At 73.7% G+C, this 26,607-nt stretch carries 16 protein-coding genes; 3 read left to right on the top strand and 13 right to left on the bottom strand.

Annotation, left to right across the window (positions count from 1 at the left end):
- Nucleotides 1-7: 7 nt before the first annotated feature.
- The 8 genes from BLW14_RS29255 to BLW14_RS29220 form a co-directional block, all read right to left on the bottom strand.
- Nucleotides 8-1,408 (bottom strand): DHA2 family efflux MFS transporter permease subunit, encoded by a 1,401-nt coding sequence (locus BLW14_RS29255; protein ID WP_093710121.1) that lies wholly within the window; start codon nucleotides 1,406-1,408, stop codon nucleotides 8-10.
- On the bottom strand, nucleotides 1,405-11,379 hold the full coding sequence (locus BLW14_RS29250) for a non-ribosomal peptide synthetase (protein WP_093710120.1): 9,975 nt from the start codon (nucleotides 11,377-11,379) through the stop codon (nucleotides 1,405-1,407). Before BLW14_RS29250 ends, BLW14_RS29255 begins: the two co-directional genes overlap by 4 nt.
- 1 nt (nucleotide 11,380) lies before the next feature.
- A complete protein-coding gene (locus BLW14_RS29245) occupies nucleotides 11,381-12,166 on the bottom strand; it encodes an ABC transporter ATP-binding protein (RefSeq protein ID WP_093710119.1) in 786 nt (261 codons plus the stop codon).
- Nucleotides 12,163-13,158, bottom strand: a complete 996-nt coding sequence (locus BLW14_RS29240) for a FecCD family ABC transporter permease (protein ID WP_093710118.1) — start codon at nucleotides 13,156-13,158, stop codon at nucleotides 12,163-12,165. The genes BLW14_RS29245 and BLW14_RS29240 overlap by 4 nt, the downstream gene beginning before the upstream one ends.
- Entirely contained in the window at nucleotides 13,155-14,180 is a 1,026-nt protein-coding gene (locus tag BLW14_RS29235; RefSeq protein WP_093710117.1) for a FecCD family ABC transporter permease, read from the bottom strand. Before BLW14_RS29235 ends, BLW14_RS29240 begins: the two co-directional genes overlap by 4 nt.
- Complete coding sequence (locus tag BLW14_RS29230) at nucleotides 14,177-15,178, bottom strand: ABC transporter substrate-binding protein (RefSeq protein WP_093710116.1); 1,002 nt, start codon at nucleotides 15,176-15,178, stop codon at nucleotides 14,177-14,179. Before BLW14_RS29230 ends, BLW14_RS29235 begins: the two co-directional genes overlap by 4 nt.
- 97 nt (nucleotides 15,179-15,275) lie before the next feature.
- Nucleotides 15,276-16,175 carry a siderophore-interacting protein gene (locus BLW14_RS29225; RefSeq protein ID WP_093710115.1) on the bottom strand — a complete coding sequence of 300 codons (900 nt, stop codon included), beginning with the start codon at nucleotides 16,173-16,175 and terminating at the stop codon, nucleotides 15,276-15,278.
- Nucleotides 16,172-16,411: a phosphopantetheine-binding protein gene (locus tag BLW14_RS29220; protein WP_093710114.1), complete on the bottom strand. Its 240-nt coding sequence runs from the start codon at nucleotides 16,409-16,411 to the stop codon at nucleotides 16,172-16,174. Before BLW14_RS29220 ends, BLW14_RS29225 begins: the two co-directional genes overlap by 4 nt.
- Before the next feature lie 581 nt (nucleotides 16,412-16,992).
- Between BLW14_RS29220 and dhbC the strand changes: the two genes are divergently transcribed.
- Nucleotides 16,993-18,189 carry an isochorismate synthase DhbC gene (dhbC, locus tag BLW14_RS29215; RefSeq protein ID WP_093710113.1) on the top strand — a complete coding sequence of 399 codons (1,197 nt, stop codon included), beginning with the start codon at nucleotides 16,993-16,995 and terminating at the stop codon, nucleotides 18,187-18,189.
- An 18-nt stretch (nucleotides 18,190-18,207) separates the two neighbouring features.
- Here dhbC and BLW14_RS29210 read toward each other — a convergent pair whose 3' ends face one another.
- Together BLW14_RS29210 and BLW14_RS29205 are read right to left on the bottom strand one after the other, a co-directional pair.
- Nucleotides 18,208-18,870 carry a lysophospholipid acyltransferase family protein gene (locus tag BLW14_RS29210; protein WP_093710112.1) on the bottom strand — a complete coding sequence of 221 codons (663 nt, stop codon included), beginning with the start codon at nucleotides 18,868-18,870 and terminating at the stop codon, nucleotides 18,208-18,210.
- 110 nt (nucleotides 18,871-18,980) lie between these two features.
- The gene (locus tag BLW14_RS29205) at nucleotides 18,981-19,577 is read right to left on the bottom strand and encodes a TetR/AcrR family transcriptional regulator (protein WP_093710111.1); all 597 of its coding nucleotides are present in this window, start codon (nucleotides 19,575-19,577) and stop codon (nucleotides 18,981-18,983) included.
- A 49-nt stretch (nucleotides 19,578-19,626) separates the two neighbouring features.
- Between BLW14_RS29205 and BLW14_RS29200 the strand changes: the two genes are divergently transcribed.
- Complete coding sequence (locus BLW14_RS29200; RefSeq protein WP_093710110.1) at nucleotides 19,627-20,448, top strand: class I SAM-dependent methyltransferase; 822 nt, start codon at nucleotides 19,627-19,629, stop codon at nucleotides 20,446-20,448.
- A 6-nt stretch (nucleotides 20,449-20,454) separates the two neighbouring features.
- Here BLW14_RS29200 and BLW14_RS29195 read toward each other — a convergent pair whose 3' ends face one another.
- Complete coding sequence (locus tag BLW14_RS29195; protein ID WP_093710109.1) at nucleotides 20,455-22,413, bottom strand: acyl-CoA dehydrogenase family protein; 1,959 nt, start codon at nucleotides 22,411-22,413, stop codon at nucleotides 20,455-20,457.
- Between the two features lie 238 nt (nucleotides 22,414-22,651).
- Between BLW14_RS29195 and BLW14_RS29190 the strand changes: the two genes are divergently transcribed.
- Entirely contained in the window at nucleotides 22,652-24,541 is a 1,890-nt protein-coding gene (locus BLW14_RS29190) for an ABC transporter ATP-binding protein (protein ID WP_177154139.1), read from the top strand.
- A 540-nt stretch (nucleotides 24,542-25,081) separates the two neighbouring features.
- Here the strand turns inward: BLW14_RS29190 and BLW14_RS29185 are convergent.
- Both BLW14_RS29185 and BLW14_RS29175 read right to left on the bottom strand, forming a co-directional pair.
- Entirely contained in the window at nucleotides 25,082-25,576 is a 495-nt protein-coding gene (locus tag BLW14_RS29185; protein WP_093710108.1) for a cysteine dioxygenase, read from the bottom strand.
- A 196-nt stretch (nucleotides 25,577-25,772) separates the two neighbouring features.
- A complete protein-coding gene (locus BLW14_RS29175; RefSeq protein WP_218137688.1) occupies nucleotides 25,773-26,594 on the bottom strand; it encodes a thioesterase II family protein in 822 nt (273 codons plus the stop codon).
- Nucleotides 26,595-26,607 lie beyond the last annotated feature (13 nt).

Below are 26,607 nucleotides of genomic sequence, written 5' to 3'. Positions count from 1 at the left end.
TCGCCGGTCACCCCTTCCGGGGCTGGGTACGCGGCAGCCGCGTCGCGGCGGCCGCGGCGAACAGGCAGAAGCCGAGCACCCACCGGAAGGTGTCGCCGAAGGCCGCGGCGATGTCCGTGCCCCGGGCGGCGAGCCGGTCCTGGAGAATCACCGCCAACGCCGCCGTGCCGACCGAACCGCCCACGGTGTTGAGCAGGTTGAGCGCGCCGGCCGCCCGGGGCAGCTGCTCCGGCTCGATCCGGCTGTAGACGATGTTCATCACGGGCGCGCCGATCATCGACATCCCGAAGCCCCGCACCACCAGCGCCGCCGCGATCACCGCGTCCGGGACCCCGTGCCCGAGGAGGGTGAACGGGGCGGTCCCGGCGAGGATCAGCACGATGCCGGTGACGACGAGGGTCCTCGGCGCGACCTTGGTGATGGTCCGGTTGACGAGCACCGAACCGGCCGCCGCTCCAAGCCCCTGGGGCGCGAGCAGCAGCCCGGCCTCCCACGCGGACATGCCCCGGCCCGACTGGAAGTACAGCGGCAGCAGGAACATCGTGCCGAACACGGAGGCCCCCAGCACCACCAGGGCGAGGGCGGCGGCGCCGAACGGCGGCCGTGCGAACAGTCGGGGGTCGACGAGCGGGGTGCCGCGGGTCCGCAGCCCGTGCGCGGTGAACGCGGTGAGCATCACGACCCCGGCCACCACGCCGATCATGGCCGGAATCATGCGGTCGTGGGCGACCTCGGTCAGCCCGTACACCAGCACCGCGAGGCCCGGTGAGAGCAGCAGCGCCCCGCGCAGGTCGAACGCCGTCCGCTGCGACGCCGGGGGCACCACCGGTACGTAACGGTGGGCCAGCAGCATCGCCGCGGCCCCGATCGGCAGGTTGATCAGGAACAGCCACGGCCAGGGCGCCACGGCGAGCACCGAGCCCCCGGCCAGCGGCCCGAACACCGGTGAGAGCAGCGGGACGACGGCGACGATGCTGATCACCTTGCCGGTGCGGCCGGGGCCCGCGACCCGGGCCAGCAGCGCCTGCCCGGTCGCGGGCAGCAGTCCGCCGCCGATGCCCTGGATCACGCGGAACACGATGAGGCTGGTCGCGGACCAGGCCGAGGCGCACAGCACCGAGCCGAGCAGGAACAGGCCCACCGCCGCGATCCAGGTCCGGCGGCCGCCGAACCGGCCGGCCAGCCAGCCGGACGCGGGGACGGCGGCGACGATCGCCAGCAGGTAGGCGGTCGAAACCCACTGGATCTCGGCCACGGACGCGTCGAACTCGTCGGTGAGGCGGTCGAGTCCGACGCTGACGATGGTGGCGTCCAGCGACGCCATGAACGTGCCGAGGACCAGGATGAACGCGATCCGCAGCAGTTCCCTGTCCACGCGTTCGGCGGGCGGCGCGGTCTGCCCCGTCATCGGTCCCCCTCCAGCAGGCCGCACACGTCCTCGTCGAGGTGCTGTTCCATGTTCCGCAGCAGCTCGACCAGTTGGCCGGCCAGCCCGTCGACGTCGGTGCCGGCCCGGTGGGCGAGCACGCCGGCCCAGCCGTCGCCGTCCGGCATGACGGTGAGGGTGGCGGGGTGGTGGGTGGACTCCCGGAAGCGCGTGCCCAGCACCGTGAGGCCGGGGGCGGGTTCGCGCAGGCGGTCCGGGTCGACCGGGTAGTTCTCGAACACCACCATGCTGTCGAACAGCCGGCGCCGTCCGGCGAGCCGCTCCAGGTCGGACAGGGCCACATGGTGGTGGTCGACCAGGTCGCGCTGGCGGGACTGGAGGTCGGTGAGCGCGGCGGCCAGGGTGCCGGTGAGCCGGGCCCGTACCGGCACGGTGTTGGCCAGCAGGCCGATGATCTCCTCCACGCCCTCCAGGGTCGGGGGGCGGCTGGAGACCATGGCGCCGAAGCAGACGTCCCGGTGCCCGGAGCGCCGGGCCAGCAGCACCGACCAGGCGCCCTGCACCAGGGTGTTCGGGGTCAGCCCGCGCCGGGCGGCGAGCCGGGTGAGCCCGTCCACGAGCGCCGCGTCGAACGTGATGACCTCGGGCTCCTGCCAGGCCGGGCCGCTCTCTCCGCCGCCCAGGTAGTCGCCCTCGGGCAGTCCGTCGAGTTCGGCCGCCCAGGCGTCGAGGTCCGGTTCGTGCTCCGCGCACCAGGCGAGGTAGTCCGCGAACGGGACGGGGTCCGGCAGTCCGTGCGCACGGTTCTCGGTGCGCGCGGTGTACAGGGCGAAGAACTCGCCGAGGATGCGCGGGGCGGACCAGCCGTCGGACAGCGCGTGGTGGCTGGTCAGGACGAGGTCGGCGCGCTCGGGGCCCAGCCGGACGACGGTGATCCGGTAGAGCGGGCCGCGGGCAAGGTCGAACGGTTCGGCCAGGTCGGCCGCCAGCACCTCGTCGGCCGGCGCGTCGGTGACGCGGAACTCCGGCCGGGGCGACTCGGGGATGACCCCGAGGGATGCGGGGAACACCGCGCCCATGTTCGGGTGCCGGGCCAGCAGGTCGTCGCCCGCGCCCCGCAGCGCCTCGGTGTCGAGCGGGCCCGCGAGCGAGAACACCGACTGCACCGTGTACGGGTCGGGGCGCTCGGTCCGCGAGTGCCGCAGCATCACCTCCTGCAGGGGGCCGAGCGGCTGTACGGCGGCGATCTCCCGGCCTCCGAGCGCACGGATCTCGGGCGCGGCGGCGACCCGCAGCAGCGCCGCCCGCAGGTGCTCCGCCAGCTCCTCGATCTCCGCACCGCTGAACAACGCGCCCGGCCAGGTGATCCGCACCCCGAGCGCGTCGTCGCGCACCAGGGCGTTGACCATGAGGCTGTACGGGAGGGGCATCGGGCCGGAGCCGTCGGAGCCGAGCGGGTCGGCGTCCGGGGCCGGCTGCCAGGGCGTCTCCGTCTCCGGGGCGCCGGGGTACTGGCCGAGGTAGTTCCAGGCGATCTCGGGGCGGACCGGGTCGAGCAGGCCGGCCATGGTGAGGATGCCGTGGCCGAGGCCGTCGCCCTGGGCGCGCAGCCGCTCCCGGACCGCGCGCACGTCGTCGTCGGCGTCGAGCCGGACGGGGTGGACGGCGGTGAACCAGCCGACGGTCTGCGAGAGGTCGACCTCCCGGGGGCGGCCGTGGCTCTCCAGGGCGACCAGCAGCTCCGGTGTGCCGCGCCAGTCCCGTACCGCCCGGGCGAGCGCCGTCAGGAGCACGGCGTCGGGGGTGGTGCGGTGGGCGGCGGGCAGGGTGGTGATCAGGGCGCGGGTGGTGTCCGCGTCGAGCCGGATCTCGTGGTGCGCGGCGGTGCCCACGGTGTCCCGGGCGGGGTCGAGCGGCCGGGCGAGGGGCTCGGTCGCCGTCATCCGCCGCCAGTGCGGGAGTTCGGGGCGCCGGTCGGCCTCGCGCAGGGTGCGGGCCCAGCCGAGGAAGGACTGCCCGTGCCGGGTCAGCTCTCCGCCGTCGTGGGCGTGCCGGAGGTCGTCGAGGAGGATGCGCCAGGAGACGCCGTCGGCCACCAGGTGGTGGGCGATCAGGACGAGCCGGCCGGGCCGGTCGCGGCCCGCGTCCACCCAGACCGCGCGCAGCATCGGACCGGTGCGCGGGTCCATGGCCGCGCGAGCGGCCGCGGTCGCGGCGGCGGCGGCGGCTCGCGGGTCGCCGTTCGCCGGGACGCGGGTCAGGACGTCGGCACCGGTCACCTCGCCGGCCGGCGGGATGTTCAGCACGTCGTCGCCGAGGCGGGCGCGCAGCACGTCGTGCCGTGTCAGCAGGGCGTCGAGCACGGCCGTCCAGGTCTTCTCGTCGCCGCCGGCCGGGACGCAGACCTCCACCCACTGGCAGAAGCCGTCGGCGGCCTTCCCGGCGCGGTGCAGCAGGTCGCGCATGACGGAGGTCAGCGGGGCGTCGCCGACGGCCGGGGCGGCCTCGCCGTCCAGAGCGCGGGCCCGGGCGGCGATGCCCGCGACGGTCTCGCCGTCGAACACGTCCTTCGGGCTGAGGCCGAGGCCCTGGCGGCGGACCCGGGAGACCAGTTGGAGGGAGACGATGCTGTCGCCGCCGATGTCGAAGAAGTTGTCGTCGGGGCCGATGCCGTCGCGGCCGAGCACGTCCCGGAACACGGCGAGCAGCAGCGCCTCCGCCTCGGTGGCGGGTTCGCGGCGGGCGGCGGCGACGGTGGCCGGGGCGGGCAGGGCCGAGGCGTCGAGCTTGCCGCTGGGGCTCAGCGGGAGGCGGTCGAGCGGGACGAGCGCGGTCGGGACCATGTGGTCGGGCAGCCGCTCGGCGAGGTGCGCGCGGACCGCGGCGGTGTCCAGGTCGGCGTCGTCGGTCGGGATGACGTAGCCGACGAGCCGGCCCCCGCGCATGACGACGGCGGCGCCGGCGCGGACGTCGGGGTGGCCGGTGAGCGCGGTCTCGATCTCGCCCAGCTCGACGCGGAAGCCGCGCACCTTGATCTGGTGGTCGGCGCGGCCGAGGAAGACCAGCTGCCCGTCGTGGCGCCATCGCACCAGGTCGCCCGTGCGGTACATGCGGGTGCCGGGCGGGCCGTACGGGTCGGCGACGAACGCGCCGGAGGTCAGGCCGGGACGACCGAGGTAGCCGCGGGCCACGCTCGGGCCGCCGAGGTACAGCTCGCCGGTGACGCCGACGCCGACGGGCTGGAGTCCGCCGTCGAGCACATACGCGCGGACGTTGGGGTCGGGGCGGCCGATGGGCAGCGGTCCGGCGTCGTCCGGGTCGTAGTGCCAGGTGGTGGAGTTGATGGTGACCTCGGTGGGCCCGTAGGCGTTGAACAGCGCCCCGCGGCCCCGGCCCCAGCGGCGGGCCAGCTCCGGGTCGAGCCGTTCGGCGCCGACGACGAAGAACACGTCGGGGTCGACGGTGCGGTCGTCGGGCATCGCGGCGAGGAACGACGGGAGCAGGTTCACGCCGGTGACGCGGTGTTCCACGATGTAGTCGAGCAGTTCGTCGCCGGGTACGCGCACCTCCTCGGGCGCGATGACCGACGTACCGCCGGACAGCAGCGGCACCATGGTCTGCCAGAACGCCACGTCGAAGCCCGTCGACGCGAAGTGCAGGTAGCGGTCGTGCTCGGTGACGCCGACGACCTCCTCCTGGAGGGCGATCAGGTCGGGCACGCCCCGGTGGGTGACGCCGACGCCCTTGGGGCGGCCGGTGGTGCCCGAGGTGTAGATGACGTACGCGAGCGCGTCGTCGGTGAGCCGGGCGCGCGCCTCGGCCGGGTCGGTGTCCGGTACGGAGGCGAAGGTGGCCGGGTCGTCGAGGCGCAGGACGGGGATCTCGCGGTCGACGGGCAGTTCGGCACCGGTCGTCACGACGGCCGCCGGCGTGATGTCGTCGAACATGTACGCCAGCCGTTCGCGCGGGTAGCTCGCGTCCATCGGCACGTACACCGCGCCCGCCTTGGCCACGCCGAACAGGGCGACGGTCATCTCGACGTCCCGGCCGATGAGGACCGCGACCGGGTCCTGCGGGCGGACGCCGTGGGCGATCAGCGCGTGGGCGAGCCGGTTGGCCTGTCGGTCGAGTTCCTCGTACGAGAGGCTGCGGTCGCGGCAGACCAGTGCCTCGGCGCCGGGCTTGCGCCGCACCCAGGCGGCGAACTCCCCCAGCCAGTGGCCGCGTTCCTTCGCGGCGACGATCTCGGTGCCGGTACGCAGCATCCGGGCGCGCTCGTCGGCGTCGAGGGCGGGCAGCGCGACGGCGGGCCGTGCCGGGTCCTCGGTGATCTCGTGCAGCAGGTGGTGCAGCCAGCGGCCGTAGTCGCGCACGGTGTCCGCGTCGAAGGCGCCGGGCTGGTAGCCGAGGCCGACGGTGATCTCGTCGCCCGGGATCACGATGACGGTGAGGGCGTAGTGGGTGGCGTCGGTGATGTCGACGCCGGTGAGGTCGAGCCCGGGGGCGAGCGGGGTCCGGGTACGGCTGGAGAGCGGGAAGTTCTCCATGACGAGCATGGTGTCGAAGAGTTCACCGATGCCCACGGCCCGCTGGATGCCGGGCAGCCCGACGTGGTGGTGCTCGGCCAGGGCGACGCTCTCGTCGTGCACCCGGGCCATGAGGTCGGTGACCGTGCGGTCCGGGGTGTACCGGACGCGGACCGGGACCGTGGTGCCGAGCTGGCCGATCATCGACTCGACGCCGTCGACCTCGGCGGGCCGGCCGGAGACCGGGCAGCCGAACACGACGTCGCGCCGGCCGGTGAGCCTGCCGAGGAGCAGGCCCCAGGCCGTCTGGAGGACCGTGGTCAGGGTGATGCCCTGTTCCCGGGCGAATGCGCGCAGCCGGTCGCTGAACTCGCGGCTCAGCGCGACCGTCTCGCGGCCCGGCCGCTCGACGGCGGTGCCGGCGCCGGCGGGTGCCAGCCGGGTCGCGTCGTCGACGCCCGCGAGCGCCTCCCGCCACGCGGTGAGCGAGGCCTCCTCGTCCCGGCCGGCCAGCCACCGGAAGTACTCCGAGAGCGGCGGCGATACGGGGGCTGCCGGACCGCCGCCGAGTTCGGCGTAGATCGCGAGCAGGGTGCGGCCGACGATGGGCATGGACCAGCCGTCGAGCAGGGCGTGGTGGTTGGTGATGACGAGCTTGTGCTCGGCGGGCCCGACGCGGGAGAGCAGGAAGCGGATCAGCGGCGGCCGGGCCGGGTCGAAGGGGCGCTCCAGGTCGGCGCGGGCGGCCTCTGCGAAGTCGTCGTCCTGCCGCCAGTCCAGGGTGACGTCGGCGGGGACGACCTGCACCACGTCGTCCCCGACCGTGCCCAGGTGGACACGGAGGGCGGGGTGGCGGCGCAGCAGTTCGCGGGCGGCGCGCTCCATCCGGGCAGGTTCCAGCTCGCCGGAGAGGGTGGTCACGGCCTGGACGACGTAGACGTCGGCGTCCGCCTCGTCCCGGACCAGGGTGTGGAAGGAGAGGCCGACCTGGAGCGGGGTGGCCGGCAGCACGTCGCTGATCCGGCCGGTGCGCTCCAGGGCGTCGATGGCGTCCTGGTCGACGGCCACCAGCGGCAGGTCGGATGGGGTGAGCCCGCCCGTGGTGTGCAAGGCGTGCGCGGCCAGCGCGTCGAGCGCGGCGGCCCAGCAGTCCTGGAGCGCGGCCAGGGCGTCGGTGCCCAGGACCTGTCCGGCGGCGGTCCACTCGACGGCGAGCCGGGGCTCGTCGCCCTCGTGGACGAAGCAGTTGAGGGCCAGTACCTGTTCCAGGGCCTTGGCGTCGGGCTCGGTGACGGAGAAGGCGTCGTGGTCGGGCAGCCGCCAGCCGTCGGCGGCCAACGGGGCGAACCGGCCGAGGTAGTTGAGCAGGACGTCCGGCGGCGGGACCGCCGAGAGTTCCGGGCCGGCCTCGGGGTCGAGGTGGCGCAGCACTCCGTAGCCGATGCCGCTGTCGGGGACGGCGCGGCGGGCCTCCTTGGCGGCGCGCAGCGTCTCGCGCACGTCGTCCGATGCGGGCACGCGGACGGGGTACTCGCTGGTGAACCAGCCGACCGTGCGGGCCAGGTCGAGGTGTTGGCGGCCGTGGCCCTCCATGGTGACGGTGAGGGCGTCGCCGCGCAGGCCCCAGCCGCGCAGGGCGAGGACGAGGGCGGCCAGCAGGACCTCGTCGACGCCGGCCCGGTAGGCGGCGGGCAGCGTGGTCAGCAGGGCCTCGGTGGCCTCGGGCGAGGCGGTCGTGACCGAGCGGTGGGCGGTGGCCACGGTGTCGCGTGCGGGGTCCAGCGGGCGGGCGCCGAGCCGGGGCGCGGAGCCCAGTGCCGTACGCCAGTGGGCGAGTTCGCCGCGCCGGGCGCCGGTGCTGCCCTGTTCGGCGAGGACCTGGGCGTGCCGCCGCCAGGAGGTGCCGACGGGCTCGGGGGTTCCGCCCGCGCAGGCGGTGTGGAGGCCGGGGAGCAGGACGCGCCAGGACACGCCGTCCATGGCGAGGTGGTGCACGACGACGACCAGCCGGTCGGCGGTGCCTTCTCCCGTACGGAGCAGGGCGGCGCGCACAAGATCGCCGGTGCGGGGGTCGAGTTGGCCGGCGAGCCGTTCGGCCAGGGCGGTCACCTCTTCGCCGGTGACCTCTTCGACGGCGGCCCGGACCGTGCCCCGGGGCAGGATCTCCGGTCCGTCGGCGACGCGCAGCCGCAGGGCGTCGTGGTGGTCGACGAGGGTCTGCACGCCCCTGGTCAGCGCGTCGAGGGTGAGCGCGTCGACGTGCAGGGCGGTCCACTGGGCGTATCCGGCGACGGTGTCGATGTCCGGGTGCGGGTCGAGCAGGGCGCGCACGATGGGCGGGGCGGGCACGGGGCCGACCGGCTCGTCCGCCGGGCCGGCCGTCTCCGCGAGCTGCTCGGCGGAGGCGGCGAGCACGGCGAAGGTGCGGCGGGCCAGCAGGTCCTTCGGGCGCAGGCCGAGGCCGAGGGCGCGCAGGCGGCTGCTGACGGTGATCGCGGTGATGCTGTCGCCGCCGAGGGCGAAGAAGTCGTCGTCCACGCTCACCCGTTCGACGTCGAGCGCGTCGGCGAGGACGGTGCACAGCAACCGTTCGCGTTCGGTGCTCGGCTCCCGGCCGCCGCCGGCCAGGGCGGGCGCGGGCAGGGCGGCGCGGTCGAGCTTGCCGTTGGGGGTGAGGGGCAGGGTGGCGAGCACCACGACGGCGGCGGGCACCATGTGTTCGGGCAGCCGCTCGGCGAGCAGGGCGCGTGTCTCGTCGCCGGTGAGGGAGGCGGACACGATGTAGCCCACGAGCCGGGAGGAGAGGACCCGCGCGGCGGACGCGGTGACGCCGGGCAGCGCGGCGAGCGCCTCCTCGACCTCGCCGGTCTCCACGCGGTGACCGCGGATCTTGACCTGTCCGTCGCCCCGGCCGCCGTACTCCAGGCCGCGGCCGGGCACCCAGCGGGCCCGGTCCCCGGTGCGGTACATCCGCTCGCCGGGCGCGCCGAACGGATCGGCGACGAAGCGTTCGGCGGTGGCCCCGGGCCGGCCGAGGTAGCCGCGGGCCAGGTGCGGTCCTGCCAGGTACAGTTCGCCGGTCGTGCCGGGCGGGACGGGCTGGAGGGCGTTGTCGAGGACGTGGACGCGGGTGCCGGCGAGGGGGCGTCCGATGGTCGGTTCGCCGTCGTCGATGCGGGCGGTGGTGGCGTCGACGGTGGCCTCGGTGGGCCCGTACATGTTGCGTGCGAGTACGCCCGATGCGGCGACGCGGCGCCAGAGGGCGGGCGGGGTGGCCTCGCCGCCCAGGAGCAGCAGCGCCGGGGACAGGTCGAGCAGGCCGGCGTCGATGAGCGGGGCGGCCATCGAGGGCGTGGTGTCGATGATATCGATGCCGTCCCGGGCATACGCGGCGAGCAGGGCGTCGGCGTCACGGGCGGTGTCGGCGTCGTACACGTGCAGTTCGTGGCCGCACAGCAGCCAGACGAGGTGCTCGAAGGCGGAGTCGAAGGCGAAGGAGTAGGTGTGCGCGGCGCGCAGCCGGCGTCCGGTGGCCCGTTCGGCCTCCGCTACGACCGTGGACCGCTGGTGGTGCAGCAGCGAGGCGAGGCCGCCGGTGCGGGCGAGCACGCCCTTGGGCCGGCCCGTCGATCCCGAGGTGTGGATGACGTAGGCGAGGTGCCCGGGGTCGCGGGGCCGGGAGAGTTCGGCGGTGGTCAGCGGTGCGCCGGAGAGTGCGGCGGCCTCGTCGGCGAGGGCCTTCCAGGGCAGTCCGTCGACCGTGCCGTCGGTGAGGACGAGGGCGGGGCGGGTGTCGGCGACGAGTTCGCGCAGCCGCTCGGGCGGGTGTGCGGCGTCGAGCGGCTGGAACGCGGCGCCCGCGTCCAGCACCGCGAGCAGGGCCACGACGAAGTCGGCGGAGCGCGGCAGGGCGAGCGCCACGACGTCCTCGGCACCGATGCCCCGGGCGCGCAGGGCGCGGGCCACCCGGTGCACCCGGACGGCGAGTTCGGCGGCGGTCAGCCGTTCGTCGCCGCAGACGAGGGCGGTGCGATCAGGTCCGGCCGCGACCATCGCGTCGAACGCGGCGGGCACGTCGAGGGGGGTGCCGGGCAGGGCGGCCGGGCTCCATCCGGCGAGCAGTCCGTCGACGTCTTCGGCGAGGGCGATCCGGCCGACGGGCCGGCCCTCAAGCAGTCCGGAGAGCAGGGCGCGCAGCCCGCTCATCAGGTGGTCGACCGCGGCCTGGTCCTTGTTGCGGGCGTCGACCTCGAAGCCGAGGAGGAGCCCGCCGTCGCGAGTCGGCAGGACGCTGAGGCCCATGTCCTCGGGCGGTCCGCCGGCGACGTTGCGCATGATGCCGGCCGCCCCGGCGAAGTCGAGGGTCAGGTCGAACGCCTTGAGGTTGATCCCGCGTCCGTGCAGCAGCGCGCCCGCGCCGGGTACGCCGAGGTCGCGGGGCAGGTCCTCGCCCCGGTAGCGCTGGTGGTCGCGCATCTCGCGCATGGCGGTGGCGACCCGGCGGCTCAGGTCGCCGAGCCCGTCGCCGCCGCGCACGGTCACCCGCATGGGCAGTACGTTGACCGCCATGGAAGGGGTGCGCAGGGCGGCCGAGCCGGTCCGGCACATCAGCGGCAGCGCGAAGACCACGTCGGTGCGGCCCAGCATGCGGTGGAGGAAGGCCGCGTAGCAGGCGATGAGCGCCTGGCCCCAGGCCACGCCCTCGGCGTCGGCGAAGGCACGCAGCGACGCGGTCTCCTCCGGACTCAGCTCGGCCCGTGCGGTGAGCGTACGGGCGGTGGCGCCGCCGGTGCCGGGGCCGTCCTGGGCGTCGACGTCGGGCAGCGGGGTGAAGCGTTCGACCCAGTAGGCGCGGTCCTCGGCGGCCTGTTCGCCCTCGCGGTAGGCGGTGTCCTCGGCGACGAGGGTCGCGAACGCGCCGAACGTGGAGCGGGGCGGCTCGGTGCCGCGTACCAGGGCGGTGTAGTGGGCGGCGGTGCGCCGGGCGAGCAGGGCGGCGGTGTAGCCGTCGAAGACGAGGTGGTGGCCGAGCTGGGTGTACCAGACCTCGCGGTCGGAGAGCTTGATGACGGTCCGCGAGTACAGCGGGCGGTCCGTCATGGCCCGGCAGTCCTCGGCGAGGCGTGCGCGTTCGGCGTCGACGAGCGCCTGGGCCGCCGCGGCGGGGTCGGCCTCGGCGCTGACGTCGACGAGCGGCGGCAGGGCGACGGGCCGGGTGTCGACCGCCTGGCACGGCCCCTCGGCGGTCTCGTACACCCTGAGCCGCAGGCTCTCGGCCTCCTCGGTGGTGGCCCGGACCGCTTGGGCGAGCGCGTCCGGGTCGACCGGTTCGCCGCCGGATATCTCCACCACGTCGCCGACGACGTAGTACGGCGAGTCGGGCTCGATGCGCTGGGCGTTCCAGATGCCGAGTTGGGCGCCGGTCAGGGGAAGGAGGCCGTCCGGGGACACGCTCGCGGTGGTCAACTTACTCTCCTTGCAGTGTGGGTACGACCATCGGAGTACCGGTTACGGGGTCCGGGACGACGACGCTGGGAAGGTCGAACACGTCCTTGATCAGCGTGGCGTCCACGATGTCCCCGGGGTCGCCCTCGGCGACCACGGAGCCGGCCTTCATGGCCACCAGGTGGTCGGCGAACCGGCATGCCTGGTTGATGTCGTGCAGGACCGTGACGACGGTGCGGCCCTCGTCGCGCAGCTTGGCGAGCAGGCCGAGCAGTTGGTACTGGTGGGTGATGTCGAGGAACGAGGTGGGTTCGTCGAGCAGCAGGTAGGGCGTCTGCTGGGCGAGGACCATCGCCATCCAGACCCGCTGGCGCTGTCCGCCGGACAGTTCCTGCACGGGCCTGTCGACGAGGTCGAAGACCCCGGCGGCGGCCATCGCCCCGTCGACGGCCTTCTGGTCCTCGGGCGACCACAGGGCCAGCATCGACCGGTGCGGGAAACGTCCCCGGGCGACCAGCTGGCGGACCTTGATGTCGTCGGGTGCCATCGGGTCCTGCGGGAGGAAGCCGAGCTGCTTGGCGAGCGCCTTGGTGCCGAAGGCGCCGACCTCGCGCCCGTCGAACTCGACGTGTCCGGAGTGCGGCTTGAGGAGCCGTACCAGGGCGCTCAGCAGCGTCGACTTGCCGCAGGCGTTGGGGCCGACGATGGCGGTGAACGCGCCGTCGGGTATGTCGAGGGTGAGCCGTGTGGACACGACCCGGTCTCCGTAGCGCAGGGTGATGTCCCGCGCCGTCAGGCGTGCGGTCACGCGCGCCTCACCTCCTTGGTCAGCAGCCAGATCAGGTAGCAACCGCCGATCGCGGTGCTCACGACGCCCACGGGCAGGGCGACGGGCGCCAGCAGCATCTGGGCCAGCAGGTCGGCGCCCTGGAGGAGCACCGCCCCGGTCAGCGCGGCCGGGAGCAGCGGCACTCCGGCGGCGCCCGCGAGCCGGCGGCCGATCTGCGGGGCGGCCAGCGCGATGAACGCGATGGGTCCGGCCACGGCGGTCACCGTGGCGGTGCAGCCGACGCCGACCAGGACCATCAGCAGCCGCAGCCGGTCGAGACCGACGCCGGTCGTGACGGCGATCGGGTCGCCGAGCGACGCCTGGTGCATGGCGTGCGCCCTGGTGGTCATGAGCGCCAGCAGGACGGCGATCACGGTGAACGGGATGCCGAGGTCGTCCCAGCCCACGCCGTTGAGCGAGCCCGCACTCCATCCGACGGCGGCGATCGCCACCTCCAGGTCGGCGCGGAGCACGATCCACGAGTTGATCGCGGTGACCATCGCGTTGATGGCGATACCGATGACGACCAGCCGGAGGCCGGAGAAGCCGGTTTCGAGCGACAGCAGGTAGATGGCGGCCGCGACGACGAGTCCGCCGGTCACGGAGCCGACGGCGAGCTGCGCCGAGGTGCCCGACAGTACGGTGAGGGCGACCAGGGCGCCGGTGTAGGCGCCGGCGTCCAGGCCGATGACGTCGGGGCTGCCCATGGGGTTGCGGGTGAGGTTCTGGAAGATGGCTCCGGCGACGCCGAGCGCGGCGCCGAAGACCAGGCCGGCCAGCACGCGCGGCAGCCGCCAGTCGCGGATCACCACGGAGTGCTCGGAGCCGCTGAGGACGGCGAACACCTTGCCGGGCGGCGCCCACGACGCCCCGTAGCACAGCCCCAGCAGGCCGAGCCCCAGCATCAGCGCGACCAGGACGACGACGAGTATCGCCGTACGCCGTTCGAAGTGGAATCTCAGTACGTTCACAGGGACCCCGCCCCGTAGCGGCGGACCGCCCAGATCAGCATGGGGCCGCCGAGGAAGGCGGTCACGATGGCCACCGGCACCTCGCCGGTGGGCAGCAGGACCCGCGCGGCCATGTCGGCGGCGAGGAGCAGGACGGGGCCGAGGACCATGCTGTAGGCGATGAGCCAGGGCACCGATCCGGAGGCCGGCTTGCGCACCAGGTGCGGCACGATCAGCCCGATGAACAGGATGGGTCCGGCCACCGCCGTCGCGGCGCCGCTGAGCACGGTGATGAGGACGAGGGTGGTGAGGCGGACCCGGCCCACGCTGGCGCCCAGGGTGTGCGCCACGTTCTCGCCGAGTGTCAGGGCGTTGAGCGCCCTGCTCAGCAGCAGCGCACCGGCCAGGGACACCGCGATGGCGGTCAACGGCCAGGGAAGCGGCGCCTGTTCGCGCCCCGCCAGCGTCCCCACCGACCAGAACCGGTAGAGGTCGAAGGTATCGGGGAGCATGAGGCGCAGCCCGAGGGCGACGCCGTTGAGCACCGCGGTCACCGCCACGCCGGTGAGCACCAGGCGCAGCGGTGAGCTGCGGCCGACCGCGGCGACCAGGAGCGCCGCGGCCGCGGCGCCGATGACGGCGAAGCCGAGTTCGCCGGCCTGTCCGCCGGCCAGGCCCGCCGCCGACCCGAGGGTGACGGCGAACCCGGCGCCCGCGGTGACACCGAGGATGCCGGGCTCGGCCAGCGGGTTGCGGGCGAGCGTCTGGATGAGCGCGCCGGCGACGGCGAGCGCGGCACCGACGGCGACGGCGAGCAGCGCACGCGGTGCCCGCACGTCCCGTACGACGACGTGGTCGTCCGTGCCCCGGTAGTCGAAGAGTGCGCGCACGACTTCGCCGGTGGCGACGTGGCGGGCCCCGACGCCCATGCTGAGTACGGCGAGAGCTGCCAGCAGTACCAGTCCGCCGACGAGCAGGGCGGTCCGCGGGACGGCCCGCCGGTTCCTTCCCGCCGTCTCGGACGCGCGGCCCGCGACGCTCACGGCTTCAGCAGCGGAGCGAGCGACTCGTCGATCGCGTCCAGGGTCAACAGGCCCTCACCGTAGGTGGCGGCCTCGGTGTAGCGGTACGGGAAGACCTTGCCGGCCTTGACGGCGGGCAGGTTCTTCCAGAGCTTGGAGTCCAGCACGTACTTGACGGAGGGCGGGACGCTGCCGTCGGCGTTGACGGAGTACGTCAGGGCGTCGGCATCGCGGAAGGCGGCGGGGAGCTCCTCGATCGAGGGGTACTCGCTGACCGCGGCGGATCCCGGACCGGATTTCTTGACCTTGCCGTAGTAGGTGGCGCCCAGGTCCTCGGCGATGTTGGTGCCCCAGGAGCCGTTGAACTCGCGCTGGAAGGTGCCCTTGGCGGCGTCGCCGTACGCGCCGACGTGGCCGAGCTTCAGCTTCGGCAGTACGTCCTTGTACTTGTCGGTCAGTTCGGCGGCCTTGGTGTCGTACGTCTCCTTCTGGGCGTCGAACTGCTTGACCGCGCCGGCCGCGTCGGCCTGCTTGCGGGAGAGGTCGCGCCAGGCGGACGGCAGGCTCGGGCCGATCGCGACGACGGGGGCGATGGACTTCAGCCGCTTCATGTCGATGTCGCCGAGCACGGGCGCCGGCACGCCGATGACGATCAGGTCGGGCTCGGCCTCGGCGATGGCCTCGTAGTTGGTCTCGGCCGCCTGCTCGCCGGCGATCTTCTTGAGCTTCTTGTAGGTGGCGAGGTCGTCCTTGGTCATCATCGGTTCGCCGCGCTTCCACGACGAGATGCCGACCAGCGGCGCGTCGGCCTCGATCAGGGCGGGCACGGCATAGCCGGTGGCCACCACACGCTTCGGGTTCGCCGGGATCGTGATCTTGCCGTTGTCCGCGGTGAACACCCGGGTCTCGCTCTTCTCCGAGGCGGAGTCCGAACCGCCGTCGGAGGATGACCCGCATCCGGTCAGCACGAGAGCCAGCGCGAGGGCGCCGACCAGACCGGACGATCTGCGTATGGACATTTCCGAGCTCCTTGCTACTTAGGTAAGGCTCACCTTATTTGATGGCCTTTCGGCAGGACAACCCGAGGATGGTTCACCCCGGAGTCCCGGCGGCGGATCAGTGGTCGTGGCTGTGGTCGTGGTCGCCGTGGTCGTGCCCGGGCTCGTGCTCGTGGTCCTCGTCGAAGTCCGCGACACCGCGCTTCCAGTAGCCCGTGATGTCGTAGTCGGCCTTCTCCAGGCGCAGTTCGTCCCGGACCCAGCGGCGCAGCGGTTTGATCTGCCCGGCCTCGCCGGCGACCCACACGTACACCCGCTCGCCCTCGGGGACGGTGACCGAGGTCACGGCCCGGACGAGCGCGTCACCGGATCCGGCGGGAGCGCCGCCGCGGTGCAGCCAGCGGACCTCGACCCCCTCGGGCGCCGCCAGCTCGATCTCCTCGCCGCCGTCCGCGACTTCGACGAACGCCCAGCCCTTGGCGGTCCGGGGCAGTTCCTCCAGCCACCGCGCGACGGCGGGCAGGGCGGTGAGGTCGCCGACGAGAAGATAGCGGTCGTAGCTGTGCGGGACGATCAGTCCGCCGGGCGGGCCCGCGATGTGGATGGTGTCGCCCGGCTGCGCCTTGCCGGCCCAGTCCGAGGCGAGTCCGCCCTCGTGCACGGCGACGTCGATGTCGAGTTCGCCGGTGAGGGAGTCGTAGCGGCGCACGGTGTACTCGCGCGAGGTGGGCAGCGGCCTCGGCCAGCGCAGCATCGCGCCGTTGCGCTCGGGCAGCCGCAGGGTTCCGTCGGCCTCGCGGAAGATCAGTTTCACGTGCTCGTCGGGCGCGTGGGCCTCGAAGCCCTCGGTGCCGGGTCCGCCGAGCGTCACGCGCAGCAGGCCCGCGCCGACGCCGACCGTACGTACGACCTCGGCCTCCCGGATGCCGATCGGATAGCCGACCTTCTCGGCGTGCCGGCCGGCGCGCACCTCGGCGATCCGGTCCAGGTGGCGGTCGCGGCCGTCGGTGCGGCTCATGCGGACTCACCCGCCAGCAGGGCCTGCCAGTGGCCGAGTTCGGGCTGTTCGAACAGGTCGGGGAACTCCAGCGAGGTCGCCCCCGCCGCACGCCAGCGCTCGACCAGGACCATGATCCGCATCGAGTCGAGACCGAGGTCGACCAGGTTTTCGTCGGGGGCGATCTCGCCGGGCTCGCAGCCCAGCAGTTCGGCGATGTCGGCCCTGACACGGTCGGGCGACAAGGTCTGACTCATCGGAGTTCTCCTTCGGGGGTGGGCGCCGACAGCGGGTCGGAGCGGCAGTTGCGGTGCGTACGGGGCCGGGCGCCGGGGCGCGCACGTGAACAGCCCTCCGGGAAAGGGCTGTTCACGAAGGAGGAAGAGGAGGCGACGGCTCGGCCGGCCCGGCGGGCGGCCATGACGGCGCGCGGCGGGGCATCACGGACACCGCCTACCGCCTTGCGCGCGACACCCAAAGCCGGGGGACGCGCGCCACGGACCCCCACTACCGAGCGGACCGGCCTCCCCCACAGTGCACGCCCCCACGCAGCCCCCCTAGCACCAAGGCAAGGCTAACCTAACATCGACATGCGCGGCGCGGGCACCCCGCCCGCCAATCGGGCCGCCGATACGCGCAGTTCGGATGCGGACCACACGATGCGCCACCGCCACCCCTCCTGCACGAACAAGTAAACTTAGGTTACCCTCACCTAACCTACCGTAGGTGCTGTCCCGGGTGAAGACCCGCCGCAGGCGTCCCGCCCCGCCGGTCCGGCGCAGCTCCTACCCGCATCCTCATCCCTGGCCCCCCCTGACGGGGCCAGAACGGAGTCCCCGTGTCGACGGCATCCCGAGTCGCCACGCACATATCCGCGGCCCACCCGGCCACCGGGGCGGCAACCTCCCTCCTGGACGACTTCACGCCCGGCGCACGCTTCCTCGCCACCCCCCGGCGCACCCTGCTGGCCCACGGCCCCGCGCGCCAAGTGCCGCACGGCGCCCGGCCGGTGGACCAGCGGGTGTCGCTCGCGCTGGCCGAGGCCGCCGACGCCGGCCAGGAGGCACCGGTGGTGATCGGCGCGATCCCGTTCGACCACACCGCGCCGGCCGCCCTCAGCGTGCCCGCGGCGCTGCGCGTCGCCCCGCCCCTCTCGTCCGACCCGCTCGTCGCGCTGCCCTCCAGGGGGGTGGACTCGCCCGGCTGGCACATCCGCCCGGTACCCGAGCCGGAGGTCTACGCCGCGGGCGTCGCCTCGGCCGTGGAGCGCATGTGGCGCGGCGAGTTCAGCAAGGTGGTCCTCTCCCGCACCCTCGAACTCACCTCCCCCGCACCGCTGGACGTGCCCGCCATGCTCCAGCGCCTGGCCCGCCGCGACCCGACCGGCTACACCTTCGCGCTCCCGACCGGACCCGGCCGCACCCTGATCGGCGCCAGCCCGGAGCTCCTCGTCTCCCGCCGGGGCCGCCAGGTGGTCGCCAACCCCCTCGCCGGCTCCTCCCCGCGCAGCGACGACCTCGCCGAGGACGTGCGCCGGGCCGCGGCGCTCCTGGAGTCGGCGAAGGACCTCCACGAGCACGCCGTCGTCGTGGACGCCGTCCACCAGGCCCTCGCTCCGCACTGCTCCGGGATGACCGTCCCGCCCCGGCCGACCCTGATCCGCACCGCCACCATGTGGCACCTCTCCACGACGGTCACGGGCACACTCACCGACCCGGACACCTCGGCCCTCACCCTGGCCTGCGCCCTGCACCCCACGCCCGCGGTGTGCGGTACGCCGACGGCCACGGCCCGGCAGGTGCTGACGGAGACCGAGCCGTTCGACCGCGGCTACTTCACGGGCATGGTCGGCTGGGGCGACGCGGAGGGGGACGGCGAGTGGGTCGTCACGATCCGCTGCGCCGAGGCCGAGGAGCGCATGCTCCGGCTCTACGCCGGCGCGGGCGTCGTCGCCGCTTCCGAACCCGAGGCGGAAACCGCCGAGACCGCCGCGAAGTTCCGCACCTTCCTGAGCGCGGTGGGCGCCGAGCTGTGAGCGTCCGGCAGCCCGGCCTCAGACCGCCGGGCCGGCCGGTTCGCCCAGCCGGGCGACCGCGGTCCGCCAGGCGGCCGTGACGGCGAGCCGGGCCTGCTCGGTGGCCGCCGCCCCCTCGCCGTCGAGGCACAGCGGCGGCCCGACGTGGACGTGCAGGCGGGGCCGCCGCACCGGAGCGGTGGCCAGGCCCGCGAGCTGCTTGACGGCCGAGCCGGAGGTGACGCGGCGCGCCCCGGCCTGGCCCACCGGAATCACCGGCGCGCCGGTGCGGTGCGCGAGCCCCGCCAGGCCGCGCCGGAACGCGCCCGGCTCGGCCTCGGCCGGGTCCGTGCGCCGGGGCAGGCCGCCCTCGGCATAGATCAGGATGTGCCGGCCCCGCTCCAGCGCCTCCTCGGCCAGGTCGACCGACCGGGCCGCGCGGGGGTCGCCGCGGCGCACGGGGATGTGGCCCTCCCGCGCGAGCGCGCGGCCGAGCAGGGGCACGCTCCAGAGGCCCGCCGTCGCCATGACGACGGGGCGGGCGCCGAGGCGGAGGAGCGCCGCCAGGACGATCGCGGGGTCCGCGAGCGACGTGTGGTTCGCGGCGATGATCCCGGCCGGGGGCAGGCCGGCGCCGCCGTCGGTGGTGAGCGTCAACCGTCCTACAGCGGGGACAAGTTGACCGGCAAGGCGGCTGAGCACGGGGTTCTCCGGTTCCCTCGGGACGAACCCCCATCGTTGCCGCCGGGACACCCGTACGGCTGAGCGCTCGTACTCATCCGCCGTATGTATCCGGACGGGTGGCGCCCCGGTCAGGGCCCCTGTACGACGTCGGCGAGCGCCGAGGTCACCAACCTGCCGACCGCCACCGCGTCCGGCGGGCCCGGCTCCCTGTCCGCGAACAGCAGGTGCCCACCCCCGACGAGGGAGAGCGTGAGCGAGTCGATGTCGGCGCCGGCCGCGACGCGGCCCAACGCGCGCTCCTCGGTCAGGTAGCCGGAGACCGCCGCCGTGATCTGGGCGAGCACGGCGATGCCGCCGCCGGGTGCGGCCTGCCGCAGCCGCGCACGCAGCTCGTCCCGGAACGTGATGAGCGGAATGATAGCCACCGGAACCGGACCGAACAGGGTCGCCAGCGCGTCCGCGAGGTTCCCGGCCACGGTCCCGGTGCCTGCGCTCTCGCGCAACTCCCGTGCCTGCGCCTCGATCCGCGCGGCCCGGTCGAGCACCAGCTCGACGAGGAAGGCGTCGAAATCGGCGAAGTGCCGGTGCAGGACGCCCTTGGCGCAGGCGGCCTCGTCGGTCACGGCCCTGCTGGTCAGCCCGTTCGCACCGTCCCGCAACAGTACCCGCTCGGCGGCGTCGAACAGGTGCTGCCTGGGGTCGCGCAGATGCACTCCGGTCGGCACTGTTCCGTCCTCTCTTGGCTTGTGGGCGCTTGCCCACTAAGGTGAACGCATGCCCACTCTACCGCCGGAGCAGCCCCGACCGCCCGAGCCCCATCGCGCCCGCCGAACGGCCGAGTCCTTCGGTGCGGACGCGCGGCGCTACGACGAGGCCCGCCCCTCCTACCCCGCCGGCCTGGTGGCCCGGATCGTCGCCGGGAGCCCCGGGACCGACGTGCTCGACGTCGGCTGCGGGACCGGCATCGCCGCCCGCCAGTTCCAGGAGGCGGGCTGCACTGTGCTCGGTGTGGAGCCGGACGCCCGGATGGCCGGCCTCGCACGGACCCGCGGCCTGCCGGTCGAGGTGGCGTCCTTCGAGGAGTGGGACGCGGCCGGCCGCACCTTCGACGCAGTGACCGCCGCCCAGTCGTGGCACTGGGTGGACCCGGCCGTCGGCGCCGCCAAGGCGGCCCGAGTGCTGCGTCCCGGCGGGCGCCTGGCCGTCTTCGGCCACGTCTTCGAACCGCCCGCCGAGGTGGCCGAGGCGTTCGCGGCGGCCCTCCGCCGGGCGGCGCCCGACTCGCCGTTCAACGGTCAGCCGGCGCGGCGCCCGCTGGACGCGTACCGGGCGGGCTACGCGAAGACCGCCGACCAGGTGCGCGCGACCGGGCGGTTCCACGAGCCGGAGCAGTGGCAGTTCGACTGGGAGCGGCCCTACACCCGGGACGAGTGGCTGAACCTGCTCCCGACCACCGGGGGCCTCACCCGCCTCGGTGCCGGCCCGCTGACCGCCGTCCTGTCCGCGGTCGGCAACGCCGTCGACGCCCTCGGCGGCGGCTTCACGATGCGGTACACCACCCTGGCGACCTCGGCCGTGCGCGCCGGGGCCGCCTGACGCGGCTCAGCCCACCAGGTCCGGGGCGCGCAGCATCTCGTCCGGGATGCCCCAGGCGTCGACGAGATCTACGGCCAGCGGACGGACCTTGCGGCAGAGGTCGTTCACTTCGCGGCTGATCGCCTTGGAACGCTGGACCGTCAGCCGGCCGTGCTCCATGAACCAGGCGCGGTCCCCCTCGATCGTGGACAGGGCGAACAGGTCGCACAGCAGGCCGAGCGCCTCCTTGTTGCCGCCCTCCGGCAGCGCGCGCACCTTTTCGACGAACGCTTCCAGGACCAGCCGTTCGACGTGCGCGCGGGCGAGGGCGATGACGTGGTCCTGCACGTACGAGAAGACGGCACCCGGGTCGCGGTGCTCGTCGATCCCGCGCTTGAGCCTGCGGGCCACCCCGGCGAGCATGTGCTCCTCGCGGAAGCGGACCATGGCGAGCTGGTACTCCGAGTCGAGCAGCCCGGCTTCGCGGTCCCACTCGTCGCCGCCCGGCAGCAGGTCCCGCACCCGTTCCAGCATCTTGTGGACCGAGGTCTTCTCCATGACGGTCTCGACGGCGATCCCGGCGACATGGCGGACGGTGCCGAGCTGGTCGAGGTCCTCGAACTCGCTCGCGTAGTGCGTGAGCAGCCCCTTGGCGACGAGTTGCAGCAGGACGTGGTTGTCGCCCTCGAACGTGGTGAAGATGTCGCTGTCCGCCTTGAGCGCGGCGAACCGGTTGACGCTGAGGTAGCCGGCGCCGCCGCACGCCTCGCGGCACTCCTGGACGACCCGGGTGGCGTGCCAGGTGGCGAGCGCCTTGGTGCCGGCGGCCCGCGACTCCAGCAGGCGCCGCGCCTGTTCGTCGTCCCGGATGCCGGAGAAGACGTCGTGCAGCTGTGTGCGTACGACGTCCTGCGCGAAGTGCAGCGCGTACGTGCGGGCGAGGAGCGGCAGCAGCCGCCGCTGGTGCAGTCCGTAGTCGAGGAGCAGCTGCTCGTCCGTACCCGGGGCCGCCGCGAACTGCCGCCGCCGCACGGCGTACTTGACGGCGATCGCGAGAGCCACCTTGGCCGCTCCGATCCCGGCGCCGGCGACGCTGACGCGGCCCTGGACGAGTGTGCCGAGCATGGTGAAGAAGCGCCGCCCGGGGTTCTCGATCGGGCTCTCGTAGCCGCCGTCGGCAGTGACGTCGGCGAACCGGTTGAGCAGGGCCTCGCGCGGCACGCGTACGCCGTCGAAGCGGATGCGGCCGTTGTCCACGCCGTTGAGACCCATCTTGCGGCCGTCGTCCTCGATCCGGACGCCGGGCACCACCTCGCCGTCCCGCCGGACCGGTACGACGAACGCGTGCACGCCCTCGGCCTTCCCGGCCACCTCCAGCTGGGCGAAGACGACCGCGAGTTCGGCATGGCGGGCCGCGTTGCCGATGTAGTCCTTGCACGCCTCGTCGCCGGGGGTGGTGAGGACGAACTCCCGGGTGCCGGGGTCGTACGTCGCGACCGTCCCGAGCGACTGCACGTCGGAGCCGTGCCCGGTCTCGGTCATCGCGAAGCAGCCCATCAGGCGCCCGGCGATCAGGTCCGGCAGATACGCCTCGTGGTGGCGTTCGGTGCCCAGCTGGAGGATCGCGCCGCCGAAGAGCCCGAACTGCACCCCCACCTTCACCAGCACCGACAGGTCACCGTAGGCCAGCGTCTCGAACGCGGCGATGGACGCCCCGACGTCCCCGCCCCCGCCGTACTCCCGCGGGAACCCCATCCCGGTCTGCCCGGTCGCGGCCATCTCGACCACGATCTCCCGCACCCGTTCGCGGAACGCGTCGAAGCCGAGCTCCTCGGCCTCCTCCAGCACGGAGGCGTACGCCACCAGATTGGTCCGGACGAGGTCGCGGATGTCCGCGTAGTCGCCGTCGAGCACCTCGGTCAGCGCCCGCACGTCGACCTCGGGCTGTACGTAACCGCCGGTGGCGGCTGTGTTCTCAGTGGCCATGCCCCTTCGCTACCCCGGACGGGGACGCTCACGCTACGGCCGTGCGGGGGCCGCCCTCGGCGATTCGGCCAACCGCGCTCCTCCCCGACCTGTTGCGGGGTCCGGGTCCGTGCATGCCCCACGCGCCTCCGCCCGCTCAACCCCGGGCTTCCGAGGCCGACCGAAACACATGTGTTCGATATATCCGCGCGGTCGTTGAGCTTCACATCCACGTCGGACCCACCTCAGGAGGACCACGTTGACCTCAGCCGCCACGCACGCACCGCAGTCCACCGCGCCCCCTCCCCCGCCCCCGGCGGAGATCACCTACAGCGGGCAGTACTCCGTCAATCCGCTCGCCGAGGTGTCGTTCCGCAGGATGTGCGGGCAGATCCCGGCCGTCCTGGGCCGCATCGCGCGGCTGTCGTGGCGGACCGACCGGTTCGCCGTCCAGCTGCTCCTCGGCTGCCAGGCCGTCACGGGCGTCTCGGCCGCCGTACTGCTCGCCTCGACCGCCCACGCCATGAAGCCCGTCCTGGGCGCCGGTCCGGCCGCCGACCGGCTGCACGGCGCCCTGCCGGCCCTGCTGGTGGTCGCGCTCGCCGCCGCGCTGGGCCGGGGCTCGACGGCGGTCGCCATGTACGCGGAACGCAGGATCACGCCCCGGCTGATGACGGAGACGGACAGCGCGCTGGTCGAGGCGGTCTGCCGGGTGGAGGCGTCCGCGTACGCGGAAGAGGGGTTCTCCGACCGGCACGAGGCCGCCGAGATGGGGGTGATCCGCACCCAGGTGATGGTCAGCGACGCCCAGCGGTTCCTGTCCGCGCTGATCCGTATGGTCACCGCCGGCGGGGTGCTGTCGGTGCTGAACCCGCTGATGCTGCCGCTGCTCCTGCTCGCCGTACTGCCCGCCGGTTTCGGCGCGGTCCTGACCGCCCGCGTCGACTACGAGATCCACTACGCCAACATCGCCGACCGCAATGTGCGCGGGATGACGCGCTGGTGGGCGACCACGCCGAAGTACGGCGACGAGGTCCGCGCCAACTCCATGACCGGGTACCTCGTCCACTGGTACCGGGCCCTGTCCGACCGGTGCGACCGCCGGACCCTGGCCGCCGCGCCGCGCACACTGCGGATCGCGGCGCTCTCCGCGCTGGCCGGCGGGGTGTTCCTCGTGGCGACCTGGTCGGTCCTGGCGTGGCTCGCGGTCTCGGGCCGGATCGCCCTGTCGGTCGCGGCCACGGCCGTCATCGCCGTTCAGACCACGCTCGCCGCGCTCTCGCAGGTCGTCGTCAACGGCGCCGCGGTCTTCCACACGAGCCTCTACCTGGGCGACATGCAGGCGTTCCTCGACGACGCCGCGGCCCGCACGCCGAAGCGGGGACCTGCCACTCCCTGCGACGCCGTCGAGCGGATCCGGCTCGACGAGGTCGTCTACCAGTACCCGGGCAAGGACAAGCCGGCTGTCGACGGTGTGTCCCTCACGCTGGAGCGCGGGCAGATCCTCGCGATCGTCGGCGCGAACGGCTCGGGGAAGTCCACGCTCACCCGGCTGCTCACCGGCATCTACCTGGCGGACAAGGGCAAGGTGACCTGGAACGGCACCGACCTGGCCGAGGTGGACCCCGCCGGAGTGTGGGCGCAGACCGGGCTGGTCCCGCAGATCTTCGCCCAATGGCCGATGCCGGTACGCGAGAACATCACGCTGGGCCAGCCCCGCAGCCACGACGACGCACCGGTCTGGGAGGTGGTCGACGCGGTCGGTCTGCGCGAGGCCGTCGACGACCTGCCCGCCGGCCTGGACACCCTGTTGTCCCGCGAGGTCTTCGGCGGTTCGGAGCTGTCCGGTGGCCAGTGGCAGCGCATCGCCTGCTCCCGGGCCCTGTACCGGCGTCCTGGGCTGCTGATCCTGGACGAGCCGACGTCCCAGATGGACCCGCGCGGTGAGCACCAGATCTTCGAGCGGATCAAGGCCATCGCCGCCGGCCGCATCACCATCGTGGTCACCCACCGCCTGGAGAACACGAAGGTCGCCGACCACATCGTCGTGATGGAGCACGGCCGGATCACCGAACAGGGCCGGTACGACGACCTCGTCCACGCGGGCGGGGTCTTCGCGGAACTCCTGCGGCTCTCCCAGGACCGCTGACCGCGTCCGGGCCGCGTTGCCGGGTCACCCGTCGACGAGCAGCCGACCGGTGCCCCGGCATTTCCAGCAGTCCATGCCGAGACCGCAGTCCGGGCACGTCAGGCCCTCCCAAAAGCCCAGCCCCTCGCACGTGTGACACGTGCCCCAGCCGTCGCACCAGCGGCACACCTCGTATCCGGGCGTATCCGTCAAAGGCGTGGCCGCGCGCGGTGGACGTGTCCAGGTGCTGTTGAACCAGACGATGGGTGCCTTCCCCCGCGCGTCCAGCCGGCCCGCCCCCGACTGCTGAGGGAGCCGCCCTGCGTCGCGGCGAGGTACGGCCCCCAGGTGCCCTCGCCGATCCTGGTGTGGCAGCCGGCCGCGGTCATGGCGCCGTCGGCCGCGGCGATCGCCTCGCCAGGAGTGCCGGCCGCAGGCGGAACACGTGGATGCCGCCCGGCCTGCTCCAGTGAACGGCTCCCCGTTGGAAGGCCTCCCACAGGTCCTCGGTGGGCGGGCAGCACATGCGCGCCCACCGAGGACGGCTTCCTGGACACGACGTCAGGCAGCCGGCTGTACGGACTTCCCGCAGTTCGTGGCCGTGCGAGTCCGCATCCCGGTCAGGCCGGGGTAGTAGACATGCAGGCTCACCGCCGGTTCCAGCGCGTCGTTGACGAGCTGGTGCACGTACCCGGGCGCGAACACCCGTTGCGTACCGGACCGCAGTACACGCCTCCCGTGGGCCGTCCGCTCCGTCAGCGTGCCCGCCAGGACGGTCAGCACTCCGGAGGAGCGGCCGTGACCGTGCGGCTCGCCGCTCAGCCCGGGCACCCAGGACAGCAGCCACACCTCATGGCCGGGGCCGGCGCTCAGCCGGTGATACCACCGGCTGGTGGCGTCGTGACGCACGAGGTGTGCCCACCGATCGCGGTCCGCGGCGATCGCGCAGGCCAGTCCGGCGAACTCCGCGACCGTGGACGGGTGTTTCCGCGGCGGCGGCAGGAGATGCGGGACCTCGAGTATGTCGCCGGCGATCTGGAGGTCACTGTCGGTCATGCGTCGAGCACCCGATGCGCGGACGGCTGAAAAGCTCCGGACTCGGCGATCGGCTCGGGCTTCGGGGACCGGAGCCCGGGCGGAAGGCTCGAAGGGGCGGCGAAGCCGGTGACGGACGTGTGCGAACTGTCGCCCCGGAAGGACGTGAGGTGAGCGCAGCACTGGGGGGACAGCAGGTCGGGGCCGTCTGTGGTGTTCATCGATGTGCCTTTCGTTCGGGTCGGTCCAACAGGTCGGCCGGGCGCCCGGCGGCCGCCGTCAGCGCGGCGCGGACCGAGTCCAGGAGCGCGGTCCGCGCGCTGTGCAGGAAGAAGTGGCCACCGGGCAGGAGATGGCGGGTGAAGCCGCCCGTCGTCTGCTCGTGCCAGGGGTCCACCTGATCGGCCGGCACCTCCCGGTCCTCCGTTCCGGCGAAGGCCACGACGGGGCACCCGAGCGCCGGCTCGGGCCGGTGTGCATACGTTTCGACGACCGAGAAGTCCGCGCGGATCGTCGGCATGAGCAGATCGAGCAGCTCCGGTTCGGCGTACACGTCCTCCGGGACGGCTCCCAGTTCGCGCAGCCTGGCCACCACGACGTCGTCCGGCTGATCGTGGATCTGCCGGCTCCGGCGCCGGAGCTGGGGAGCCGGGCCGCCGGATACGAAGAGGACGCGCGGCTCGGCGGCACCGCGTCTGCGCAGCGCCCGGGCCAGTTCGAACGCCAGCAGCGCGCCCATGCTGTGCCCGAAGAGCGCGTAGGGGACGTCGAGTTCGCCGGACAGCGCGGTGGCGAGCTCATCGACGAGCGGTTCAGCCCGTTCGAAGGCCTTCTCGCCCCAGCGGGTCAGCCGACCGGGCAGTTCGACCGGGCAGACTTCGACGTCGTCCGGAAGGAGGGAGGGCCACGCGGCGTAGGCCGAGGCCCCGCCTCCGGCGTAGGGGAGGCAGAAGAGGCGGAGGGACGGTGCGGCCGGGCGCCGCGCGCCCACGATCCAGCCGTGGGCACGCGTCGCTCGGGGGGTTGTGGTTCGGTTCACGTGAAGGTCTCCG

The organism is Streptomyces sp. 2131.1 (assembly GCF_900105515.1).
GTDB classification, from domain to species: Bacteria; Actinomycetota; Actinomycetes; order Streptomycetales; family Streptomycetaceae; genus Streptomyces; species Streptomyces drozdowiczii.
The sequence above is the reverse complement of the archived record's forward strand: the minus strand, read 5'-3'. Positions and strand labels throughout refer to the sequence as shown.

Coding starts and splice junctions, on each gene's coding strand:
- BLW14_RS29255 (WP_093710121.1), bottom strand. CDS start 1,408: ATGACGGGGCAGACCGCGCCGCCCGCCGAACGCGTGGACAGGGAACTG.
- BLW14_RS29230 (WP_093710116.1), bottom strand. CDS start 15,178: ATGTCCATACGCAGATCGTCCGGTCTGGTCGGCGCCCTCGCGCTGGCT.
- BLW14_RS29225 (WP_093710115.1), bottom strand. CDS start 16,175: ATGAGCCGCACCGACGGCCGCGACCGCCACCTGGACCGGATCGCCGAG.
- BLW14_RS29220 (WP_093710114.1), bottom strand. CDS start 16,411: ATGAGTCAGACCTTGTCGCCCGACCGTGTCAGGGCCGACATCGCCGAA.
- BLW14_RS29200 (WP_093710110.1), top strand. CDS start 19,627: ATGCCCACTCTACCGCCGGAGCAGCCCCGACCGCCCGAGCCCCATCGC.
- BLW14_RS29195 (WP_093710109.1), bottom strand. CDS start 22,413: ATGGCCACTGAGAACACAGCCGCCACCGGCGGTTACGTACAGCCCGAG.
- BLW14_RS29185 (WP_093710108.1), bottom strand. CDS start 25,576: ATGACCGACAGTGACCTCCAGATCGCCGGCGACATACTCGAGGTCCCG.